The 18,018-nt window shown below is 71.2% G+C and carries 18 protein-coding genes; 8 read left to right on the forward strand and 10 right to left on the reverse strand.

Annotated elements, in window-relative coordinates; all coding sequences use genetic code 11:
* Positions 1-2: 2 nt before the first annotated feature.
* A complete protein-coding gene (locus tag ACIQID_RS08900) occupies positions 3-671 on the reverse strand; it encodes a TetR/AcrR family transcriptional regulator (protein ID WP_400283960.1) in 669 nt (222 codons plus the stop codon).
* A 475-nt stretch (positions 672-1,146) separates the two neighbouring features.
* Between ACIQID_RS08900 and ACIQID_RS08905 the strand changes: the two genes are divergently transcribed.
* Entirely contained in the window at positions 1,147-1,956 is an 810-nt protein-coding gene (locus ACIQID_RS08905) for a M57 family metalloprotease (protein ID WP_312673991.1), read from the forward strand.
* Between the two features lie 81 nt (positions 1,957-2,037).
* Here ACIQID_RS08905 and ACIQID_RS08910 read toward each other — a convergent pair whose 3' ends face one another.
* From ACIQID_RS08910 to ACIQID_RS08930, 5 genes are all read right to left on the reverse strand, one after another.
* Positions 2,038-3,033 (reverse strand): LacI family DNA-binding transcriptional regulator, encoded by a 996-nt coding sequence (locus ACIQID_RS08910; RefSeq protein ID WP_071327811.1) that lies wholly within the window; start codon positions 3,031-3,033, stop codon positions 2,038-2,040.
* 127 nt (positions 3,034-3,160) lie between these two features.
* A complete protein-coding gene (locus ACIQID_RS08915) occupies positions 3,161-4,591 on the reverse strand; it encodes a GH1 family beta-glucosidase (protein WP_400283965.1) in 1,431 nt (476 codons plus the stop codon).
* Between the two features lie 5 nt (positions 4,592-4,596).
* Positions 4,597-5,487 carry a carbohydrate ABC transporter permease gene (locus ACIQID_RS08920; protein WP_025103981.1) on the reverse strand — a complete coding sequence of 297 codons (891 nt, stop codon included), beginning with the start codon at positions 5,485-5,487 and terminating at the stop codon, positions 4,597-4,599.
* The gene (locus ACIQID_RS08925; protein ID WP_312673995.1) at positions 5,484-6,524 is read right to left on the reverse strand and encodes a sugar ABC transporter permease; all 1,041 of its coding nucleotides are present in this window, start codon (positions 6,522-6,524) and stop codon (positions 5,484-5,486) included. The genes ACIQID_RS08920 and ACIQID_RS08925 overlap by 4 nt, the downstream gene beginning before the upstream one ends.
* Positions 6,525-6,618: 94 nt before the next feature.
* Positions 6,619-7,935, reverse strand: coding sequence for an ABC transporter substrate-binding protein (locus ACIQID_RS08930; protein WP_312673996.1), 1,317 nt, complete (start codon positions 7,933-7,935; stop codon positions 6,619-6,621).
* Positions 7,936-8,086: 151 nt separating this feature from the next.
* Between ACIQID_RS08930 and ACIQID_RS08935 the strand changes: the two genes are divergently transcribed.
* The 3 genes from ACIQID_RS08935 (at position 8,087) to purQ (ending at position 9,733) form a co-directional block, all read left to right on the forward strand.
* Positions 8,087-8,617, forward strand: coding sequence for an adenine phosphoribosyltransferase (locus ACIQID_RS08935; protein ID WP_268777872.1), 531 nt, complete (start codon positions 8,087-8,089; stop codon positions 8,615-8,617).
* Positions 8,618-8,780: 163 nt separating this feature from the next.
* Positions 8,781-9,029 carry a phosphoribosylformylglycinamidine synthase subunit PurS gene (gene purS / locus ACIQID_RS08940; RefSeq protein ID WP_312673997.1) on the forward strand — a complete coding sequence of 83 codons (249 nt, stop codon included), beginning with the start codon at positions 8,781-8,783 and terminating at the stop codon, positions 9,027-9,029.
* Positions 9,026-9,733: a phosphoribosylformylglycinamidine synthase subunit PurQ gene (gene purQ, locus ACIQID_RS08945; RefSeq protein ID WP_312673999.1), complete on the forward strand. Its 708-nt coding sequence runs from the start codon at positions 9,026-9,028 to the stop codon at positions 9,731-9,733. The genes purS and purQ overlap by 4 nt, the downstream gene beginning before the upstream one ends.
* A gap of 97 nt (positions 9,734-9,830) precedes the next feature.
* On the opposite strand, the gene ACIQID_RS08950 is transcribed toward purQ, so the two are convergent.
* Positions 9,831-11,087 (reverse strand): hypothetical protein, encoded by a 1,257-nt coding sequence (locus ACIQID_RS08950; RefSeq protein ID WP_400283972.1) that lies wholly within the window; start codon positions 11,085-11,087, stop codon positions 9,831-9,833.
* Between the two features lie 213 nt (positions 11,088-11,300).
* Between ACIQID_RS08950 and ACIQID_RS08955 the strand changes: the two genes are divergently transcribed.
* The 3 genes from ACIQID_RS08955 to ACIQID_RS08965 all read left to right on the forward strand — a co-directional run bounded on the left by ACIQID_RS08955 (position 11,301) and on the right by ACIQID_RS08965 (position 15,107).
* Positions 11,301-12,197 carry an SDR family oxidoreductase gene (locus tag ACIQID_RS08955; RefSeq protein ID WP_400283975.1) on the forward strand — a complete coding sequence of 299 codons (897 nt, stop codon included), beginning with the start codon at positions 11,301-11,303 and terminating at the stop codon, positions 12,195-12,197.
* A gap of 172 nt (positions 12,198-12,369) precedes the next feature.
* Positions 12,370-14,031 (forward strand): glycoside hydrolase family 13 protein, encoded by a 1,662-nt coding sequence (locus ACIQID_RS08960; RefSeq protein ID WP_331201727.1) that lies wholly within the window; start codon positions 12,370-12,372, stop codon positions 14,029-14,031.
* Positions 14,032-14,099: 68 nt separating this feature from the next.
* A complete protein-coding gene (locus ACIQID_RS08965) occupies positions 14,100-15,107 on the forward strand; it encodes a LacI family DNA-binding transcriptional regulator (RefSeq protein WP_331201726.1) in 1,008 nt (335 codons plus the stop codon).
* A 12-nt stretch (positions 15,108-15,119) separates the two neighbouring features.
* On the opposite strand, the gene ACIQID_RS08970 is transcribed toward ACIQID_RS08965, so the two are convergent.
* Both ACIQID_RS08970 and ACIQID_RS08975 read right to left on the reverse strand, forming a co-directional pair.
* Complete coding sequence (locus tag ACIQID_RS08970; protein WP_400283979.1) at positions 15,120-16,751, reverse strand: FAD-dependent oxidoreductase; 1,632 nt, start codon at positions 16,749-16,751, stop codon at positions 15,120-15,122.
* The gene (locus ACIQID_RS08975; protein WP_167627850.1) at positions 16,748-16,912 is read right to left on the reverse strand and encodes a hypothetical protein; all 165 of its coding nucleotides are present in this window, start codon (positions 16,910-16,912) and stop codon (positions 16,748-16,750) included. The genes ACIQID_RS08970 and ACIQID_RS08975 overlap by 4 nt, the downstream gene beginning before the upstream one ends.
* A gap of 93 nt (positions 16,913-17,005) precedes the next feature.
* Between ACIQID_RS08975 and ACIQID_RS08980 the strand changes: the two genes are divergently transcribed.
* On the forward strand, positions 17,006-17,272 hold the full coding sequence (locus ACIQID_RS08980; protein WP_025103992.1) for a metal-sensitive transcriptional regulator: 267 nt from the start codon (positions 17,006-17,008) through the stop codon (positions 17,270-17,272).
* Positions 17,273-17,371: 99 nt separating this feature from the next.
* On the opposite strand, the gene ACIQID_RS08985 is transcribed toward ACIQID_RS08980, so the two are convergent.
* Positions 17,372-17,998 carry a superoxide dismutase gene (locus tag ACIQID_RS08985; protein ID WP_062633094.1) on the reverse strand — a complete coding sequence of 209 codons (627 nt, stop codon included), beginning with the start codon at positions 17,996-17,998 and terminating at the stop codon, positions 17,372-17,374.
* Positions 17,999-18,018: the final 20 nt, after the last annotated feature.

Here is an 18,018-nt window from a genome sequence, read left to right on the forward strand (position 1 = left end):
GCTCAGGACGCGTCGGTCCGCAGTGCCGCCGTCGCCCGCGGCCGGGGTTCGCCCCCGTGCGGCGTCGGCACACCCGGGAGGGCGGCGGTCGGCTCCGGGAGATCGTACCGGCGGTGCAGCCAGCGCCGCGCGTCCTCGAGCGGATAGGTGTCGCCGAAGACGCAGTACTTCACGAACACCCCCTCCAGGGTGCTGCGGAGCATGACCTCCTCCAAGGCCGGATCCTCGGCGCCTCGAGCACGGAAGACGGCGCGCACGGCATCCTCCGCGGCCGTCGCGCCGTCCGCGTAGCGCTGCTCCGACTCCGCGAAGAGCCGGTGGGTGAGCGGCTGCTGCTGCATGGCGAGCACCGCGCGCTGCAGCGGCATCGCGAAGGCCGTCGCCCCGATCGCCCCGTCGATGATCGCGGCGAGCATCTCGTCGGGCGTCCCCTGCACCTGCGCGAACCCCAGCACCGTCTCGAACCACCGGTCGATCACGGCGGCGATGAGCTGGTCCTTGCCGCCGAAGTGGTAGTTCACCAGCCCCTGGGCGACGCCGGCGCGCCGCGTGATCTCGGCGATGCCCGCCCCGGCGACGCCGCGTTCGCTGAACACCTCGATCGCCGCCTGGAGGATGTTCTCCCTGGCACGCTCGCGCGCCAGACGGTTCTGCGCATCCGATCGCGCCATGCGGTGTCCACCTCCCGGGTCGTCCGGCGGAATTCCCTCACGGGCCGTCTCGGGATAGGTTAATCACTGAATGCTCGTTCAACCTATGGAGGGTGCGAGCACTCGCGGCGCGGGGGCTCGCCGCAGCAGGCCACGGACGCGTCTTCCTCCGAGGGAGGGGGTGGCGGAGACGCGTCCGTGGTCCTCATCGACATCCGGCGTACGACGACGGACCGACGACCAGGCCCGGTCGTCGATCCCCGGTGCCGACGTCCGACCGAGCGGCGACGGCACCTTCGACGTCGACCGGCGGGGACGGTTTCTGACCTGAGTGCAGAAAGCGCGTGAGGGGCCGTGTCGCGCCTTGACCCCGTCGAAACGGCGACGTTAGCGTGAGCGGGCTTCGGCCCCTCGGTGGCAGCGATGCTCACCGTTCCGGCCGGAGTCCGCACGCCCACCGGACGCGCGGCACTGCTCAGATCGAAGAGGATCTTCCATGCGATTCACCAGAAAACTCGCGCTCGCCGCCACCGCGGCGGCCGCGCTCAGCCTCAGCGCGGTCATCCCCGCCACGGCCGCATCCCCCGACGACTCCGCGCCCTCGTACCAGGAGTTCGCCGCGTCGACCTATCGGGACATCGACGGCGCCTACGTCGTCAACGGCGACGAGGTGATCTCGGGCAAGAAGGAGCTGCGCGCGTTCTACGACCGGCTGATCGGACCCGAGACCCGCAACGACGGCCTCATCGTCAACACGGTCAACAACATCGACGACAAGTGGTCGGCCTCGCAGGCGGCCAACCTCACCTACTGCGTGAGCACGAAGTTCGGCAGCCGTCACGCCGACGTCGTCCGGGCGATGGAGGGCGGCGCGGCGCTCTGGGAGTCCGCGTCGTCGAAGGTCGACTTCCGCTACGTGAGCAGCGCCGACGCCAACTGCACCACGCGGAACAACGCCGTCGTCTTCTCCGTCGAGCCCGTGGCCACGACGCAGTACATCGCCCGCGCCTTCTTCCCCAGCACGCCGGCCCGGCAGCAGAACGTCCTCATCGACGACTCGATCTGGAGCGCCGGAGCGTGGACCCCGACGAACGTGCTCGGCCATGAGCTGGGCCACGTGCTCGGCTTCCGCCACGAGCACACCCGCCCGGAGGCGGGCACCTGCTTCGAGGACAACAACTGGCGTCCGCTCACGCCGTACGACTCGTCGTCGATCATGCACTACCCGCAGTGCAACGGCAGCTCGGCCGATCTGTCGATGACCAGCGTCGACCGCAGCGGCGTCGTCTCGCTCTACGGGAACTGACGCCCTCGTCGCCGAGGTGCAGGACCCTCGAGGCCCGGTCGTCCGCGATCGGGCCTCACCCGTGCCCGCGGTCGGAGCGGTTCAGGCGGACCCGCGGACGACGAGCTCCGTCGGGAGGATGGTCGTGCGCGGCGGATCCTCCCCCGCGAGCCGGGAGAGCAGCACCTGCGTCATCGCCTCGCCCTGGGCGTACATCGGCTGGCGCATCGTCGTCAGGGGCGGGTCGGTGGTGAGGGCCACCGACGAGTCGTCGAACCCCACGAGGGCGATGTCCTCGGGCACCCGCACCCCGGCACCCCGCAGCGCCGTGAGCGCTCCGCGGGCCATGAGGTCGCTGGCGACGAAGATCGCGTCGGGCCGCCCTCCCGCGAGCAGGCGGCGGGCGGCGTCGGCACCGCTGGCCTCGCTGTAGTCGCCTTCCTCCTCGGCGACGGGTGCCAGGCCGGCCGCGGTCAGCGCGGCGCGGAACCCCTGCACGCGGTCGGTCGACGACGGCATCGTGAGGGGCCCGGTGATCGTGGCGATGCGGGTGCGTCCGATGTCGACGAGGCGCTGCGTGGCCGCGCGCGCTCCGGCGACGTTGTCGACGTCGACCACGTAGTCGCCCTCGGCCCGGCGCACCGGACGGCCGCCGTAGACGACGGGCACGGCATCGGCGATCCGGTCGACGAACGCGTCGCTCGTGTGGTGCGACACGATCAGCGCGCCGTCGACGCCGCCGTTGCGCACGAAGCTCGTCATCTTGTCGCCGGGGTCGTCGCTGGCGATCAGGAGGTTCAGCAGGTAGTCGGAGCTGCGGAGGGCACCGGTGATGCCGGCCACGATCGCCGCGAAGAACGGGTCGCCGAAGAAACGCGTCGTGTCCTCGGGGACGATGAGGGCGATGGCATGCGTCTGCCGGGAGGCGAGCGAGCGGGCGGCCCGGTTCGGCACGTAGTTGAGCTCGTCGATCGCGGCGCGCACGGCGGCGAGCGCTTCGGGGCTGACCGCCGTCGACCCGTTGACGACCCGCGACACGGTCGACCGGGACACGCCGGCGGCCGCCGCGACCTCCTCGATGGTCGCCCGGGGCGACATCACCGCATGCTCTCTTCCATCGCCCCATTCTCATCCACCCGGAGCCAGGCCGTGAAAATCCCCGCTTCGAATCGCCCGATTGGTCCCATTTCGGCCGCAGATGGGGCCAATCGGGCGATTCGAACGCTCAGAGGGAACGCGCGGCGATGATGCGGGCGTACTCGCGACCGGAGTCCTTGACCGTCCGCTCCTGGGTGTCGTAGTCCACGCGGACGATCCCGAAGCGCTTGTCGTACCCCCAGGCCCACTCGAAGTTGTCGAACAGGGACCAGTAGAAGTAGCCGCGGACGTCCACGCCACTGTCCCTGGCGTCCAGCACGGCGTCGAGGTGCGCGCGCAGGAACGCGGTGCGGTCGGCGTCGGGCACCCTGGTCTCCCCGCCCTCCCCCACGACGGTGTCGTCGTAAGCCGCGCCGTTCTCGGTCACCGAGAGCACCACGCCCGCGGGCTCGGCGTACTCGGTCCAGAGCCGCTGCAGGAGTCGCGTGAGTCCCTCCGGCTGGACCTCCCAGCCCTGGGCGGTCCGCGGCAGTCCGCGCTCGACGGCGTGGATGCCCTCGTGCGAGGGATACGGGCTCCGCGTCACGTGCGCCGTCTCCGGGCCGCTGGACACCGCCGCGTCGTCGGGACCCGTGCCGGACACGAGGTCGCCGTGGTAGTAGTTCACGCCCTGCGTGTCGATGGGCTGGGCGATGGTGTCGAGGTCGCCCTCGTGCACCGCCGCCTCGAACCGCGCCACGGCCTCGGGGTCCACCGCGCGGATGTCCTCCACGGTGTCGGCGGGGTAGGCGCCCCGGTAGATGGGGTCGAGGAACCACCGGTTGAACTGGCCGTCCAGCCGCCGGGCGGCGTCCACGTCCGCGGGGTTCTGCGGGTCGGCGGGATCGGCCACCGTGTGGTTCAGCGTGATGCCCAGGTTGAGGGAGGCGTCGCGGCCGCGGAGCTCCCGCACCGTCGCACCGTGCGCGAGCAGCAGGTGGTGCGAGGCCAGCAGCCCCTCGGCGACGTTGGTGTGCCCTGGCGCGTGCTCGCCTCCGGTGTAGGAGAGGAAGGACGAGCACCACGGCTCGTTGAGCGTCGTCCACACGTTCACGCGGTCGCCGAGGGCGTCGTGCATGGTGCCCGCGTACTCCAGGAAGCGGTCGACGGTGTCACGGTTCGTCCAGCCGCCGACCTCCTGCAGCGCCTGGGGCATGTCCCAGTGGTACAGCGTGAGCCAGGGCAGGATGTCGGCCGCGAGGAGCTCGTCGACGAGGCGGCTGTAGAAGTCGACCCCCGCCCGGTTGACCGCGCCGCCGTCGGGGCGCACCCGCGACCACGAGGTGGAGAAGCGGTACGTCTGGAGTCCGAGCTCCTTCATCAGCGCCACGTCCTGCGGATACCGGTGGTAGTGGTCGCACGCCACATCCCCGTCGTCGCCGCCGACCACGGCCCCCGGCACTCGGCAGAACGCGTCCCAGATGGAGGCTGTCCGTCCGTCCTCGAAGGCGGCGCCCTCGATCTGGTAGGCCGCGGTCGCCGCGCCGAAGAGGAAGTCCGAGGGGAAGGCACGCGTCATAGGGGTCATCCTTTCACCGCGCCCGCCATGATGCCACTGACCAGCTGCCGCCCTGCGATCACGAAGAGCACGAGGAGCGGAAGGGTCGCGAGCACCGCGCCGGTGAGCACGATCGAGTAGTCGATGTAGTAGCCGGACTGCAGCTGGCTGAGTGCCGTCTGCAGCGTCGGGTTCTGGGGGGAGAGCACGATCAGGGGCCAGAGGTAGTCGGTCCAGGCGGTCATGAACGTGAACAGTCCGAGGATCGCCATGGCCGGCCGCGCCGCGGGCACCCCGACGGTGAGGAAGGTGCGGAACTGGTTCGCGCCGTCGACCCTGGCGGCCTCGATGAGCTCGTCCGGGATCACGTCCACGAGGTACTGCCGCATGAAGAACACCCCGAACGCCGTGACGAGGGTCGGCACGATCACCGCCCCGATCGTCCCCGTCCACCCGAGTTCGCGCATCAGCATGAACAGCGGGATGATGCCGAGCTGTGTGGGGATGGCCATCGTCGCGATCACGAACACCATGAGGCCGTCCCGCCCGCGGAAGCGGAGCTTCGCGAACGCGTAGCCGGCCAGGGTCGAGAACGTGACGACGGAGATGGTGATGATCGTCGAGATGAGGAACGAGTTGCCCAGGGCGAGCCAGAACGGGATCGCGTCGAACACCTTCGCCGCGTTCGCGAGGAAGTTGCCGCCGGGGATGAGCGGCAGGGTCTCGCCGCGGGTCGCGTTCGTCCCGCTCGCGACGACGAACGACCACCACAGCGGGTAGGCGCCGCCGATGACGAAGGCCGCGAGGAGGCCGTAGGTGAGGAAGCCGGGGCGGCTGCCGAGACCGGCGCTCCCGCTCGCGGTGCCGCGCCGGCGGCGGATCCGCTCCGGCACGCTGAGGGCCTGGGTGGCGGTCATCGCGCCTCCTCCTTCCCGGTCGGGCGGATGCGGCGCCGGGCCGCGCGGTTCTTCGGGGCGTCTCCGGTGGCGATGCGCCGGGAGACCAGGAAGTTGATGAGGCCGATCGCGACGATCAGCAGGAAGAGCAGGATCGCGACGGCCGAGGCCTCGCCCAGGTTCCGGCGGAAGAACGCCAGCTCCCAGAGGAACAGCACGGTCGTCTGGAACTGCCGGTCGCTGCCGCCGATGCCGCCCGCGGTGGAGACGTCGAACAGCCGCGGTTCGGCGAAGATCTGCAGACCGCCGATGGTCGCCGTGATGATGACGAAGATCAGCGTGGGACGGATGGTGGGGATCGTGATGGCGAAGAACCGCCGCACCGCCCCGGCACCGTCGAGCGCGGCCGATTCGTAGAGGTCGCGGGGCACGGCCTGCATCGCGGCGAGGAGGATGAGGGCGTTGTAGCCGGTCCAGCGGAAGTTCACCATGACGGCGATCGCGATGTGCGACAGGAACGTGTCGTGCTTCCACTGCTGATCGGCGATGCCGACGAGGTTGAGCAGGTTGTTGGCCAGCCCGTCCGCCTCGTTGAAGATGCTGGAGAAGATGATCGCCACGGCCACCGGGGTGACCACGAACGGGATGAGGACGCTCATCCGCCAGAACGTGGGCGTCCGCAGTCCGCGGTCCAGCAGGTACGCGATCACCAGGGCGACGGCGAGCTGCGGGATGGCGGAGAGCAGGAAGATGCTCAGCGTGTTCCGGATGGAGTTCCAGAACATGCCGTCGCCGAGGATCGCCGCGAAGTTGCCGAAGCCGACGAACGGCCCCTCGCCCTTCAGCAGGTCCCACTCGTGCACCGCGACCCACACCGTGTACAGCAGCGGGAAGAGGCCGATGAGCCCGAAGAGGAGGAAGAACGGGGAGATGTAGAAGTACGGCGAGGCGCGGTGGTCGAAACGGGAGACGCGGGTGCGCCAGGAGCGTCGCGGCGGAGCGTCCGCCGCAGCGGGGGCGGCGGCCTGCGGCTCCGCCGGCGGGGCGGTGAGGGTCATGGGCGTGTCCTTAGCCGGGCTTCGACAGGCTCAGCCACCCACTCGGGGCGCTGCGCGTCCACACTGGGTCGCTGAGCCTGTCGAAGCGAGATGATCAGCCGACGAGGTCGTTCAGGAGGCCGATCGCCTGGTCCCAGGCGCCCTGCGTGTCGGTCTCGCCGCGGTCGAGCGCGCTCAGCGCCGGGCCGAAGACGTTCTCCTGGATCACCGAGTCATCGGCGCCCTTGAACTGCGCGACGACGCCCTTGGCGCGCTCGGCGAGGATGGCACCGGTCGGCGCGTCGTTGAAGAACTCGTTGGGCGTGGCCTCCTCGGCGAGGGACTCCTGCGCCTTGATGGTCGACGGGAAGTTGCCCGCGGCGGCGGACTGCTTCACCTGCTGCTCGGGCTGCGTCAGCCAGTCGGCGAGCTCGGCCGCGGCCTCCTTGTGCTCCGACGACTCCGGGATGGAGAGGAACGCGCCGCCCCAGTTGGCCGCACCACCGGGGAAGACGTCGGCGAAGTCCCAGCCCGTCGACGCGTCGCCGCCGCCGGCCTCGACCTGTCCCTGCACGACGCCGAGCATCCAGCCGGGGCAGACGAAGGTGGCGAAGGTGCCGTCGACGAACGACTTGCCGCCGTTCCAGTCCCATGCGGTCTGTGCCGCGGACTGGCCGCCCTCGGTCGCGGCGCCGAGGAGCTCGAAGCGCTCCTGGAGCTCGTCGTTGCCTTCGACGTTCAGCTCGCCGTCGGCGGTGTAGTAGCCCTCGTCGAGCTGGTTCACCATGGCGTTCCAGACGAAGCCGGAGTGGTCGTACCACGCCTTGCCGGTCTTGGCCGTGTAGTCGGCGCCGACCTGGAAGTAGTTCTCCCAGTCGCCGTTCAGAAGCTCGGCGACGGACTCGCGGTCGCTGGGCAGGCCGGCGGCCTCGAACGCGGCGCCGTTGTAGCAGATGCCGCTCGGGCCGATGTCGGTGCCGTAGCCGATGACGCGGCCCTCGGCGTCGGTCGCCTGGCCGTACTTCCAGTCGACCCAGTCGTCCTTGCGGTCCTCGATGCCGTAGTCGCGCAGGTCGACGAAGGTGTCCGAGACGTCCATGATGGCGCCGAGCCAGCCCTCCTCGATCGCGACGATGTCGCTGAGGCCGGAGCCGGCGGCGATCTTGGTGAAGGCGTCGGTGCGGGCGTTGCCGCCGGTGTCGATGTTGGTCGCCTCGATCGTCACGTTCGGGTGCGCCTTCTCGTACTCCTTGTAGAGGTCGTCGTAGCCGAAGGTGCCGAAGGTGGTGACGGTCAGTGTGACCTTCTCGTCGGCGCTGCCGCCGGTGTCGCCGTCGCCGCCGGTGCTGCCGGAGCAGCCGGCCAGGGCGAGGGCGGAGACGGATGCCACGGCTGCTGTCGCCAGGATCCGGGTGCGGGCACGTGAGTTCACGGTTCACTCCTTTGTGGGTTCGTGCGGATGGTGCTTCGGGAGGTCGTGGGAGCGCTCCCACGAACTGTCGTGAACTCTATGGGAGCGCTCCCACGATGTCAAGAGCTGCACCCTGGGGCTCGTCCCGGCGCAACCGGCGTACCCTTGTCCGGTGCCCGAAGCCACGCTCTCCCCTGCCCTCACCCGCGCCGAATCCCTGATCCGCAGCATCCCGGACTACCCGGAGCCCGGCATCATCTTCCGCGACATCACGCCGCTCCTCGCCGACGCCGAGGCCCTCCGCGTGACGACCGAGGCGATCATCGAGCCCTTCGCGGGGCAGTTCGACGTGGTGGCCGGCATCGAGGCACGGGGCTTCATCCTCGCCGGGGCCGCCGCCATCGCCGCAGGGGTCGGGCTGATCCCGATCCGCAAGGCCGGCAAGCTCCCCCGCCCCGCCGCCTCCGTCGACTACGCCCTCGAGTACGGCACGGCGACCATCGAGATGCACGACGACCTGCCCGCGGGCTCCCGGGTCCTCCTCATCGACGACGTGCTCGCCACCGGAGGAACCCTGGCCGCCGGTCGCCAGCTCGTGGAGCGTCTCGGCAGCCACGTCGCCGGCATCTCGGTGCTCTTCGAGATCGACGGCCTCGGTGGCCGCGAGGCGATCGGCGACCTCCACACCGTCTTCCACTCCTGACCCCCCTCACCCCCTCCCTGACCCCGAGACCCCGGTTCCTCGCCGACACCCCGGCGGAGCGGCGTGCACAGGACGGGGTCTGGGCGGGAGGCCGGGGTCTCGGCGGAGTATCGGCGGGGCGTAGACTGGGGGTGCCCGTCCGCCCGCGACTCTTGGAGCCGTCATGCCCACCATCGTCGTCGACGTCATGCCCAAGCCCGAACTGCTCGACCCGCAGGGGAAGGCCGTCTCCGGCGCCTTCGCCCGCCTGGGCGTCGAGGGCTTCAGCGACGTCCGCATCGGCAAGCGCTTCGAGCTCACGGTCGAGGGCGAGGTCACCGACGAGGTCCTCGCCGAGGCCCGCCGCCTCGCCGACGAGGTCCTGTCGAACGCCGTGATCGAGGACGTCGTGGGCGTCGAGGTGGCGGAGTGACCGTCCGCATCGGCGTCGTCACCTTCCCCGGCTCGCTGGACGACGTCGACGCGCAGCGCGCCGTCCGCATCGCCGGAGCCGAGCCGGTCGCCCTGTGGCACGGCTCGCACGACCTCGAGGGCGTCGACGCCCTCGTCCTCCCCGGCGGGTTCAGCTACGGCGACTACCTCCGCGCGGGCGCCATCGCCGCCCTCTCGCCCATCATGAGCGAGGTCAAGGACGCCGCCGCGAAGGGCATGCCCGTGCTCGGCATCTGCAACGGGTTCCAGATGCTCGTCGAGGCGCACCTGCTGCCCGGCGGCCTGATCCGCAACAACCACCAGCACTTCGTGCGCCGCGACCAGAAGCTCACGGTCGAGAACGCCGACACCGCCTGGACCAACGCCTTCCGCAGCGGCCAGGAGATCGTGATCCCGCTGAAGAACGCGGACGGCGGCTACATCGCCGACGAGCAGACGCTCGACCGCATCGAGGGCGAGGGTCTCGTGGCGTTCCGCTACGCCGGCGTGAACCCGAACGGCTCGCTGCGCGACATCGCGGGGCTGACGAACGAGGCGGGCAACGTCGTGGGGCTCATGCCGCACCCCGAGCACGCCACCGAGCCCGGTTTCGGTCCGGACACCGCGGTCGCGATGCGCAGCGGCGTCGACGGCCTCGACTTCTTCACGAGCGCGATCGCCGCCGTCGCCCGCGTCGCCGCCTGACCCCTCCGTCGACCCACCCCTCTGCGGGCGTCCCACCCCGTTGCGGGCGCGCGGAAGGGGCCGGGGCGACCGCAAGAGGCCGGGCCGACAGGCGAGGTCAGGGGAGACGGAACGGGTTGTCGCCCACGGCCGCGAGCAGATACCAGGCCGTCGTCCCGGTGTGCAGGCTCGCGTAGTAGAGGTCGCCGAAGCCGGAGTCGAGTCCGTCGGTCGAGGTCGCCACGATCCCCTTGCCGTCGCCGTTCGGTGCGTCCCGCTGCACCAGGCGGATGTCGGCCAGCAGCTCCTCCGCACGAGCCTGGTCGCCGGCGGCCGCACGCTCCTGCAGCGCCAGCGCGAGGTGCCCGCTGCCCTCGAACCAGACCTTGGACACGTCCGCGTCGCTGATCGACGGGCCCCGATACGGGCCGTCCTGGGCCACGAGGTGCGCGAGCGTCCAGTCGACGGCCCAGCCGTATCGGGCGTCCCCGGTGCCGAGCAGGCTCCACGTCTGCGCGTCGAGCGGGATGGGCCGGGTGTTGATCGTGCTGCCGTCGAGCAGCGTCCCGGTGTCCACGTGCCCGTCGGCGCTCTGCATCGCCGCGACGAATCCCGCGGCCACCGCCGCACGCTCCGCCCACACCTCGTCGCCCGTGAGCGGGGCGAGCTGCGTGAAGAACCCGGCGATGTCGCTGTTGTGCTCGGTGGACTTCCACTCCAGCGGCACCCCGGCATCGGTCTGCCCGCCGGTGTAGCCGTACGGCGCCCGCGTCATGTCGGCGGTGTTGTCCTGGATCCACTCCGCGATGCGCACCGCGCCGTCGAGGTAGGCCGTCTCGCCGGTGGCGTGGAAGAGCCGGGCGAGCGCCATGCCCACCCAGGCCTGGTTCCCGGTGAAGGTACCGGGTCCGGTGATCTCCATGCGCCCCTGCCGGATGCCGTGCGGCTCGTATGACGTGCGGACGCGGCCGTCCCCGACGGGGTCGTTCTCCTGCACGAAGAGGAGGGTGTCGGCGACGGCCCGCGCGCGGCGCAGGTCTTCCGGCAGACCGCGGGCCGTGTAGGCGATCACGACGAGGGCGTCGTCGTACACGAAGGAGGGGGTGAAGTCCCACGACGGCGTGGTGAAGAACCCGCCCTGGTAGCTGCGCGGCAGGCAGCGGCCCTCGCCGTCGCAGAACTCGTCGACCCGGGCGTCCAGGAACTCGTACGCGAGCGCCACCGAGGCAGCGGGGTCGTTCACCGGATCCGCCGGGGGCTGCGCACGGGCGCCGAACGCGTCCGACACGGCAGGGGCGGCGCCGGCGAGCACGGCACCGACGACGAGTGCGGCGACGACCGCCCAGGGCGCGGATCGGCGGGCGGAAGCGGACATCACGACCTCTCGACGACAGGACCCCCGGGGGACATGCCGCGAGCGACACGGGGGGATGCTCGCCACCCTGTCATGACAGGAGGCGCGGGGGAAGTGTCTTTCGGCCACATGCGCGTGTACCAAAGCGACCGGATGCGTGCAAGGCGTTTGCCGGACCCGGAGGGCGACGCGCACGATGGTCCTCCCGTCCCCGACCTCCCGGAAAGGACACCCATGTCCCGCGACCAGTACACCTTCACCGACCCGGTCGAGCTCTACGCCGACATCCAGCCGCAGAAGCAGCACATGCGCGAGCCCGGTCTCGACGCCGACCTCACCCCGAAGGCCGACCTCGGCGAGGAGTCGTACCGCGGCACCGGACGGCTGACCGGCCGCAAGGCGCTCATCACCGGCGGCGACTCGGGCATCGGCGCGGCCACCGCGATCGCGTTCGCGCGCGAGGGCGCCGACGTCGCGATCTCCTACCTCCCGGAAGAGGAGGAGGACGCGAGCCGCATCGCCGGCATCCTCCGCGAGGCGGGCGCCACCGTCGCCACGATCCCCGGAGACCTGCGCGACCCGGAGTACTGCCGCACCCTGGTGGCCGAGGCCGTCGCGGCGCTCGGCGGACTCGACATCCTCGTCAACAACGGCGGCAAGCAGGTCTTCCAGGAGTCCCTCACCGATGTGACGGACGAGCAGTTCGACGACACCTTCAAGACGAACGTGTACGCGATGTTCTGGATCACGAAGGCCGCCCTCCCGCACCTCCCCGCCGGCTCGACGATCATCAACACGACCTCGATCCAGGCCTACTCGCCGTCGGACATCCTCGTCGACTACGCCTCGACGAAGTCGACCATAAACGCGTTCACCAAGGGCCTCGCCCAGCAGCTCGCGCCGAAGGGCATCCGCGTGAACGCCGTGGCTCCGGGACCGATCTGGACCCCGCTGCAGCCGAGCGACGGGCAGCCGCAGGAGAAGATCGCCCAGTTCGGCCAGGACACCCCGCTCGGCCGGATGGGTCAGCCCGCCGAGCTCGCTCCCGCCTACGTCTTCCTCGCCTCCCCGGAGTCGAGCTACGTGCTCGGCGAGACCCTGAACGTCAACGGCGGCATGCCGACGCCCTGACCCTCATCCCCTGTCGACCCACCCCCTTCCGTTCCTCCCGGCCCGTTCCGGCCGTCGGCAAGGGGGTGGGTCGGACGGAAAGGGGGGGTCGGCGGGAGGGGCGAGAGAGGGTGCCGAACCGTTTCGATACCTGTGGTGGCGGGACTGTAAGCGTTTGCAGTAGCCTGATCGCATGGCACAGCTCGAACAGATCGCAGCCCCCGGTTCCGAGTGGTGGCGCAGCGCCGTCATCTACCAGATCTACCCCCGCTCCTTCGCGGACGCCTCGGGCGACGGCATCGGCGACCTGCCGGGCATCACGAGCCGCCTCGACGCGCTGCAGGAGCTCGGCGTCGACGCGATCTGGCTCAGCCCCTTCATGACGAGCCCGCAGCGCGACGCCGGCTACGACGTGGCCGACTACCGCGACGTCGACCCCCTGTTCGGCACGCTGGCCGACTTCGACGAGATGCTCGAGGCCGCGCACGCCCGCGGCATCCGCGTGATCGTCGACCTCGTCCCCAACCACTCGTCCGACCAGCACCCCTGGTTCCAGGAGGCGCTCAAGGCCGCCCCGGGCAGCCCGGAGCGCGCGCGCTACATCTTCCGCGACGGCCGTGGCGAGAACGGCGAACTGCCCCCGAACAACTGGGAGTCGGTGTTCGGCGGCGGCATGTGGCAGCGCGTCACCGAGGCCGACGGCACCCCCGGCCAGTGGTACCTGCACATCTTCGACGCCACGCAGCCGGACTTCGACTGGAACAACGAGGAAGTGCAGGAGGAGTTCCGCTCGATCCTGCGCTTCTGGCTCGACCGCGGCGTCGACGGTTTCCGGGTCGACGTGGCCCACGGCATGATCAAGACCGAGGGCCTGCCCGACTACACGCCGCCGACGGACGCCGACTCCATGGGCGGCGGCGAGTCGAACGTGCCGTACTGGGGTCAGGACGGCGTGCACGAGATCTACCGGGACTGGCACAAGGTGCTCGCCGAGTACGACGGCGACCGCGCCCTGTGCGGCGAGGCCTGGATGCCGACGCTGAAGGAGACCGCGCTCTGGGTGCGTCCGGACGAGATGCACCAGACCTTCAACTTCCCCTACCTGATGACGGCGTGGGACGCGAAGGCGCTCGGCGACGTGATCCGCGAGTCGCTGGACGCGTTCGGCGCGGTCGGCGCCCCCAGCACCTGGGTGCTGTCCAACCACGACGTCGTCCGGCACGCCACGCGCCTCGCCCTCACGATCGACAACCCCCAGGGCGAGGGCATCGGCCCGAACACTCCGGACAAGCCCGACACCGCCATCGGCCTCGCCCGCGCCCGCGCGGCCACCACACTGATGCTCGCACTCCCCGGCTCGGCCTACCTGTACCAGGGCGAGGAGCTCGGGCTGCCCGAGGCCATGGAGATCCCGGACGAGTACCGCCAGGACCCGACGTGGTTCCGCACGAACGGCGAGCGCTACGGCCGCGACGGCTGCCGCGTGCCGCTGCCGTGGGAGGCGGAGGCTCCCGCCTTCGGCTTCAACGACACCGGCCTCTCGTGGCTCCCGCAGCCCGCGGACTGGGCGGCCTACGCCCGGGATGTCGAGGAGGTCGACCCGGCGTCGACCCTCGCCCTGTACAAGCGCCTGCTCGCCGGCCGTCGCGAGTTCGGGTTCGGCACCGGGTCGCTGGTGTGGGAGGACGCCGGTCCCGATGCCGTCGCCTTCCGCCGCGGCGAGGTGCACGTGCTGGCGAACCTCGGCGCGGCTCCGCTCGACCTTCCGGAAGGCGCGGTCGTCCTGCTCCGCAGCCAGCCGTTCGACGGCCCCGAGGTGCCCGTCGACACCGCCGTCTGGTACACCAAGGCCTGACACCCGCTGCGCCCGTGGCGCGCTCCCCCGGGGCGCGCCACGGGCGTCTCCGATCCGAAGGACAGACGATGGCGAGCATCGACGAGGTCGCCCGGCTCGCCGGCGTCTCCACCGCGACGGTCTCCCGTGCGCTGAGCGGCCGGGGGCACGTCTCCGAGTCCGCGCGGGAGCGCGTGCAGGCGGCCGCCGCCTCCCTCGGGTACGTGGTGTCCTCCCGCGCCTCGAGCCTGGCGTCGGGGCGCACGCGCAACATCGGGGTCGTCGTGCCGTTCCTCGACCGCTGGTTCTTCAGCACGGTGCTGTCCGGGGTCTCCGCCGCACTCATGCGGGCGGGCTACGACATCACGCTCTACAACATCACCGCCGACAAGGACGTGCGCCGTCACGTCTTCGACACGTTCCTGCGCCGCCAGCGTGTGGACGCCGTGATCGCCGTGTCCATCGAGCTGGACGAGGACGAGACCCAGCAGCTCCTCGACCTCGGGCTCCCCGTGATCGCGATCGGCGGGCCCAACCCGAAGCTCGACACCCTCACCGTCGACGACGTCGCCGTGGCCCAGCTCGCGACGGAGCACCTGCTCGGGCTCGGACACACGGAGATCGCCCACATCGGCGCGAACCCCGAGTTCGACATCGACTTCCACATCCCCACCAACCGTCGGCTCGGCTTCGAGCGGGCGCTGGCCGCGGCCGGCATCCCCCTCAACCCGGCGTTCCTGGAGCCGGCGGACTTCACGGTCGAGGGCGGCTATCGCGCCGCGAAACAGCTCCTCGGGCGTCCGGGGCCGCGTCCCACCGCGGTGTTCGCCGCCTCGGACGAGATGGCGATCGGGGCGCTCCTCGCCGCCCGCGACCTCGGCTTCGCGGTGCCGGGCGACCTGTCCATCGTGGGCATCGACGGCCATGAGCTCGGCGAGTTCTTCCGCCTCACCACGGTCGACCAGTTCCCGCTCGGGCAGGGCGAGCGCGCGGCCGACGCGGTCCTCGCGAAGCTCACCGACCCCGACGCCGTGCGGCCGCCCGCCGCCCTGCCGTACGAGCTCAACGTCCGAGGCACGACGGCGCGACTCGTCTGAGCCGACCGGGGATCAGGCCGCGGTCGCGTCCTGCCAGGTGCGGTAGCCGCCGTCGAGATTGCGCACCTCGCGCCCGTGCTGCCGCAGCAGACGGGTGGCGATGTGACCGCGCAGGCCGACCTGGCAGTGCACCACGAGAGGGCCGTCCGGCAGTTCGTCGAGGCGGTCGCGCAGGTCGTCGAGCGGGATGTTCCGCGCGCCGGGGATGGCGCCGTTCGCATGCTCGGCCGCGGAGCGGACGTCGATGAGGGCGGCTCCCGCCTGCAGGACGTCGTCGAGCTCGTGCCACTGGAGGGTCGGCGTGGTGCCGCTGCGCGTGTTCTCGGCCACGTAGCCCAGGATGTTCACGGCATCCTTCGCGGAGCCGAACTGCGGAGCATACGCGAGCTCCAGGTGCGCAAGCCCCGAGGCGGTGACGCCCGCCTGCAGCGCCGTCGCGATGACGTCGATCCGCTTGTCCACGCCCTCACGCCCCACGATCTGCGCCCCGAGGATGCGGTCGGTGGCGGGGTCGGCGAGGAGCTTCATCGACAGGGTCTCCGCGCCCGGGTAGTAGCCGGCATGCGACGCCGGATGCACGTGCACGGCGAAGAACTCGCGGCCCGCGGCACGGAGCTGCTTCTCGCTCCATCCGGTCTTCGCGGCGGCGAGGCCGAACACCTGCACGATGCCGGTGCCGAGGGCGGGGCGCGCCGACTCCTCCCGACCCGCGATGACGTCGGCCACCATGCGGCCGTGGCGATTGGCGAGACCGGCCATGGTCACCAGCGCCGCACCGCCGCCGACGAGGTCGGTCTTCTCGACGCCGTCGCCGACCGCGAAGACGTCGGGCGCACTGGTGCGGCAGGCCTCGTCGACGGCGATCCCGCCCGTCTCGCCGAGACGGATCCCCGCGGCGCGGGCGAGTCCGGCCTCGGGCACGACCCCGGAGGCGTCGACGAGGAACTCCGCGGGGAGGGTGGCGCCGTCGCTCAGGGTCACGGAACCCGCGGCCGTGGCCACGACCTCGACGCCGAGCCGCACGTCGACTCCGCGGCGCCGGACCTCGGCGGCCAGAGGGGCGGCCATCTCCGGATCCAGCGGGGCGAGCAGCTGGGCACCGCGTTGCACCAGGGTGACCGCGGCGCCTCGGGCGACGAGGTTCTCCACGGCCTCGAGCCCCGTGTATCCGCCGCCCACGACGGCCACCGGGAGTCCGGGACGCAGGGCGGCGTCGATCGCATCGGCGTCGGCCACGGTCCGCAGGCTCCGCGTCGGGAGGGCTCCGGTGGCCTCGTCGCCGCGGGGCCGGGCCCCGGTGGCGAGCACGAGACGGTCGTACGGGTGGGTGCTCCGGCGGCCGCTGTCGAGATCGACGACCTCGACCGTCTTGCGCGCGGTGTCGATGCCGACGACGTCGTGCCGGACGCGGACGTCCAGCCGGAAGCGGCGGTGCAGCGACGCCGGGGTCTGCAGCAGGAGGGCGTCGCGCTCCTCGATCACACCGCCCACGTAGTAGGGCAGGCCGCAGTTGGCGTAGGAGACTTCGGGCCCGCGCTCGAAGACGACGATGTCCGCGGACTCATCGAGCCGCCGGAGCCGGGTCGCCGCCGACATGCCGCCGGCGACGCCACCGACGATGACGACGCGGAGCGGCGCGCTCATCGGCCGAACAGCCGGGACAGGAGACCGCCCTTGGCCTCGTCCTTCGGGTGGCCGGTGCACCAGTCCGACGCCGGCACGGTGCGGCGGACGGCGTCGACGTGCTGGCCGCACCCCGCCCAGGTGGTCTTCCCGCAGGTACGGCAACGGACTGCTCGACACATGTGTTCTCTCCTCACTCGATACCCCGGTGGGTATCCAGACACTATACCCCCGGGGGTATAGTGGAGCGCACAGCCGGCCTTCAGGGAGGGACCATGACCACCGTCGACACCGACACGCAGCGCAAGATCGCCAACCGCCTCAAGCGCGCACAGGGACAGCTCGGCGCCGTGATCGCCGCGGTCGAGAGCGGCGGCGACTGCCGAGCCGTCGTCACGCAGCTCGCCGCCGTGACCTCGGCCCTGGACAAGGCCGGGTTCCAGATCATCGCCTCCGCCATGAAGACCTGCCTGGAGGACCCCGCGCAGGACGACGCCGTCCCCCTCCCCGACCTGGAGAAGCTCTTCCTCACCCTCGCCTGAACGCGACCCGGCCCCGTGCGGCCACCCCGGCCCGCTGCGGACGATCGCAACGGGCCGGGGCGCACGCAAGGGGCCGGGTCGGCGAGGGATAGGGGGGGGTCAGGGGACGAGGAGACCCGTGGTGGCGGTGCGCGCCGTCTCGAAGCGGCGCTGCACGTCGGGCCAGTTCACGAGGTTCCAGAACGCCTTGACGTAGTCCGCCCGCACGTTGAGGTAGTCGAGGTAGTAGGCGTGCTCCCACACGTCGAGCTGCAGCAGCGGGATGACGCCGAGCGGCGCGTTGCCCTGCTGGTCGAAGAGCTGGAAGATCACCGGGCGAGCACCCACCGAGTCCCAGGCGAGCACCGCCCAGCCGGACCCCTGCACGCCGAGGGCCGTCGCGGTGAAGTGCGCGCGGAAGCCGTCGATGGACCCGAACGAGTCCGCGAGCGCCGCCGAGAGCTCGCCCTCCGGAGCCCCGCCACCCTCGGGCGAGAGGTTCTGCCAGAACACGGAGTGGTTGATGTGGCCGCCGAGGTTGAACGCGAGGTCCTTCTCGAGCTTGTTCACCGCTCCGAGGTCGCCGCTGTCGCGGGCCGCCGCGAGCTGCTCCAGCGCCGTGTTCGCGCCGGTCACGTAGGCCTGGTGGTGCTTGGAGTGGTGCAGCTCCATGATCTTGCCGGAGATGTGCGGCTCCAGTGCCGAGTAGTCGTAGGGCAGCTCGGGGAGCGTGTACGGAGTGGACATGGTGGTTCCTTTCGTGACGG

Origin of the sequence: Microbacterium sp. NPDC091676, assembly GCF_044756645.1 — a bacterium.
Taxonomy (GTDB): domain Bacteria; phylum Actinomycetota; class Actinomycetes; order Actinomycetales; family Microbacteriaceae; genus Microbacterium; species Microbacterium paraoxydans_D.

What these genes read in the sequence shown, in the direction of transcription:
- ACIQID_RS08900 (WP_400283960.1), bottom strand. Translation starts at nt 671, where the DNA reads ATGGCGCGATCGGATGCGCAGAACCGTCTGGCGCGCGAGCGTGCCAGG.
- ACIQID_RS08905 (WP_312673991.1), top strand. Translation starts at nt 1,147, where the DNA reads ATGCGATTCACCAGAAAACTCGCGCTCGCCGCCACCGCGGCGGCCGCG.
- ACIQID_RS08910 (WP_071327811.1), bottom strand. Translation starts at nt 3,033, where the DNA reads ATGTCGCCCCGGGCGACCATCGAGGAGGTCGCGGCGGCCGCCGGCGTG.
- ACIQID_RS08915 (WP_400283965.1), bottom strand. Translation starts at nt 4,591, where the DNA reads ATGACGCGTGCCTTCCCCTCGGACTTCCTCTTCGGCGCGGCGACCGCG.
- ACIQID_RS08920 (WP_025103981.1), bottom strand. Translation starts at nt 5,487, where the DNA reads ATGACCGCCACCCAGGCCCTCAGCGTGCCGGAGCGGATCCGCCGCCGG.
- ACIQID_RS08925 (WP_312673995.1), bottom strand. Translation starts at nt 6,524, where the DNA reads ATGACCCTCACCGCCCCGCCGGCGGAGCCGCAGGCCGCCGCCCCCGCT.
- purS (WP_312673997.1), top strand. Translation starts at nt 8,781, where the DNA reads ATGCCCACCATCGTCGTCGACGTCATGCCCAAGCCCGAACTGCTCGAC.
- ACIQID_RS08950 (WP_400283972.1), bottom strand. Translation starts at nt 11,087, where the DNA reads ATGTCCGCTTCCGCCCGCCGATCCGCGCCCTGGGCGGTCGTCGCCGCA.
- ACIQID_RS08955 (WP_400283975.1), top strand. Translation starts at nt 11,301, where the DNA reads ATGTCCCGCGACCAGTACACCTTCACCGACCCGGTCGAGCTCTACGCC.
- ACIQID_RS08960 (WP_331201727.1), top strand. Translation starts at nt 12,370, where the DNA reads ATGGCACAGCTCGAACAGATCGCAGCCCCCGGTTCCGAGTGGTGGCGC.
- ACIQID_RS08965 (WP_331201726.1), top strand. Translation starts at nt 14,100, where the DNA reads ATGGCGAGCATCGACGAGGTCGCCCGGCTCGCCGGCGTCTCCACCGCG.
- ACIQID_RS08970 (WP_400283979.1), bottom strand. Translation starts at nt 16,751, where the DNA reads ATGAGCGCGCCGCTCCGCGTCGTCATCGTCGGTGGCGTCGCCGGCGGC.
- ACIQID_RS08975 (WP_167627850.1), bottom strand. Translation starts at nt 16,912, where the DNA reads ATGTGTCGAGCAGTCCGTTGCCGTACCTGCGGGAAGACCACCTGGGCG.
- ACIQID_RS08980 (WP_025103992.1), top strand. Translation starts at nt 17,006, where the DNA reads ATGACCACCGTCGACACCGACACGCAGCGCAAGATCGCCAACCGCCTC.
- ACIQID_RS08985 (WP_062633094.1), bottom strand. Translation starts at nt 17,998, where the DNA reads ATGTCCACTCCGTACACGCTCCCCGAGCTGCCCTACGACTACTCGGCA.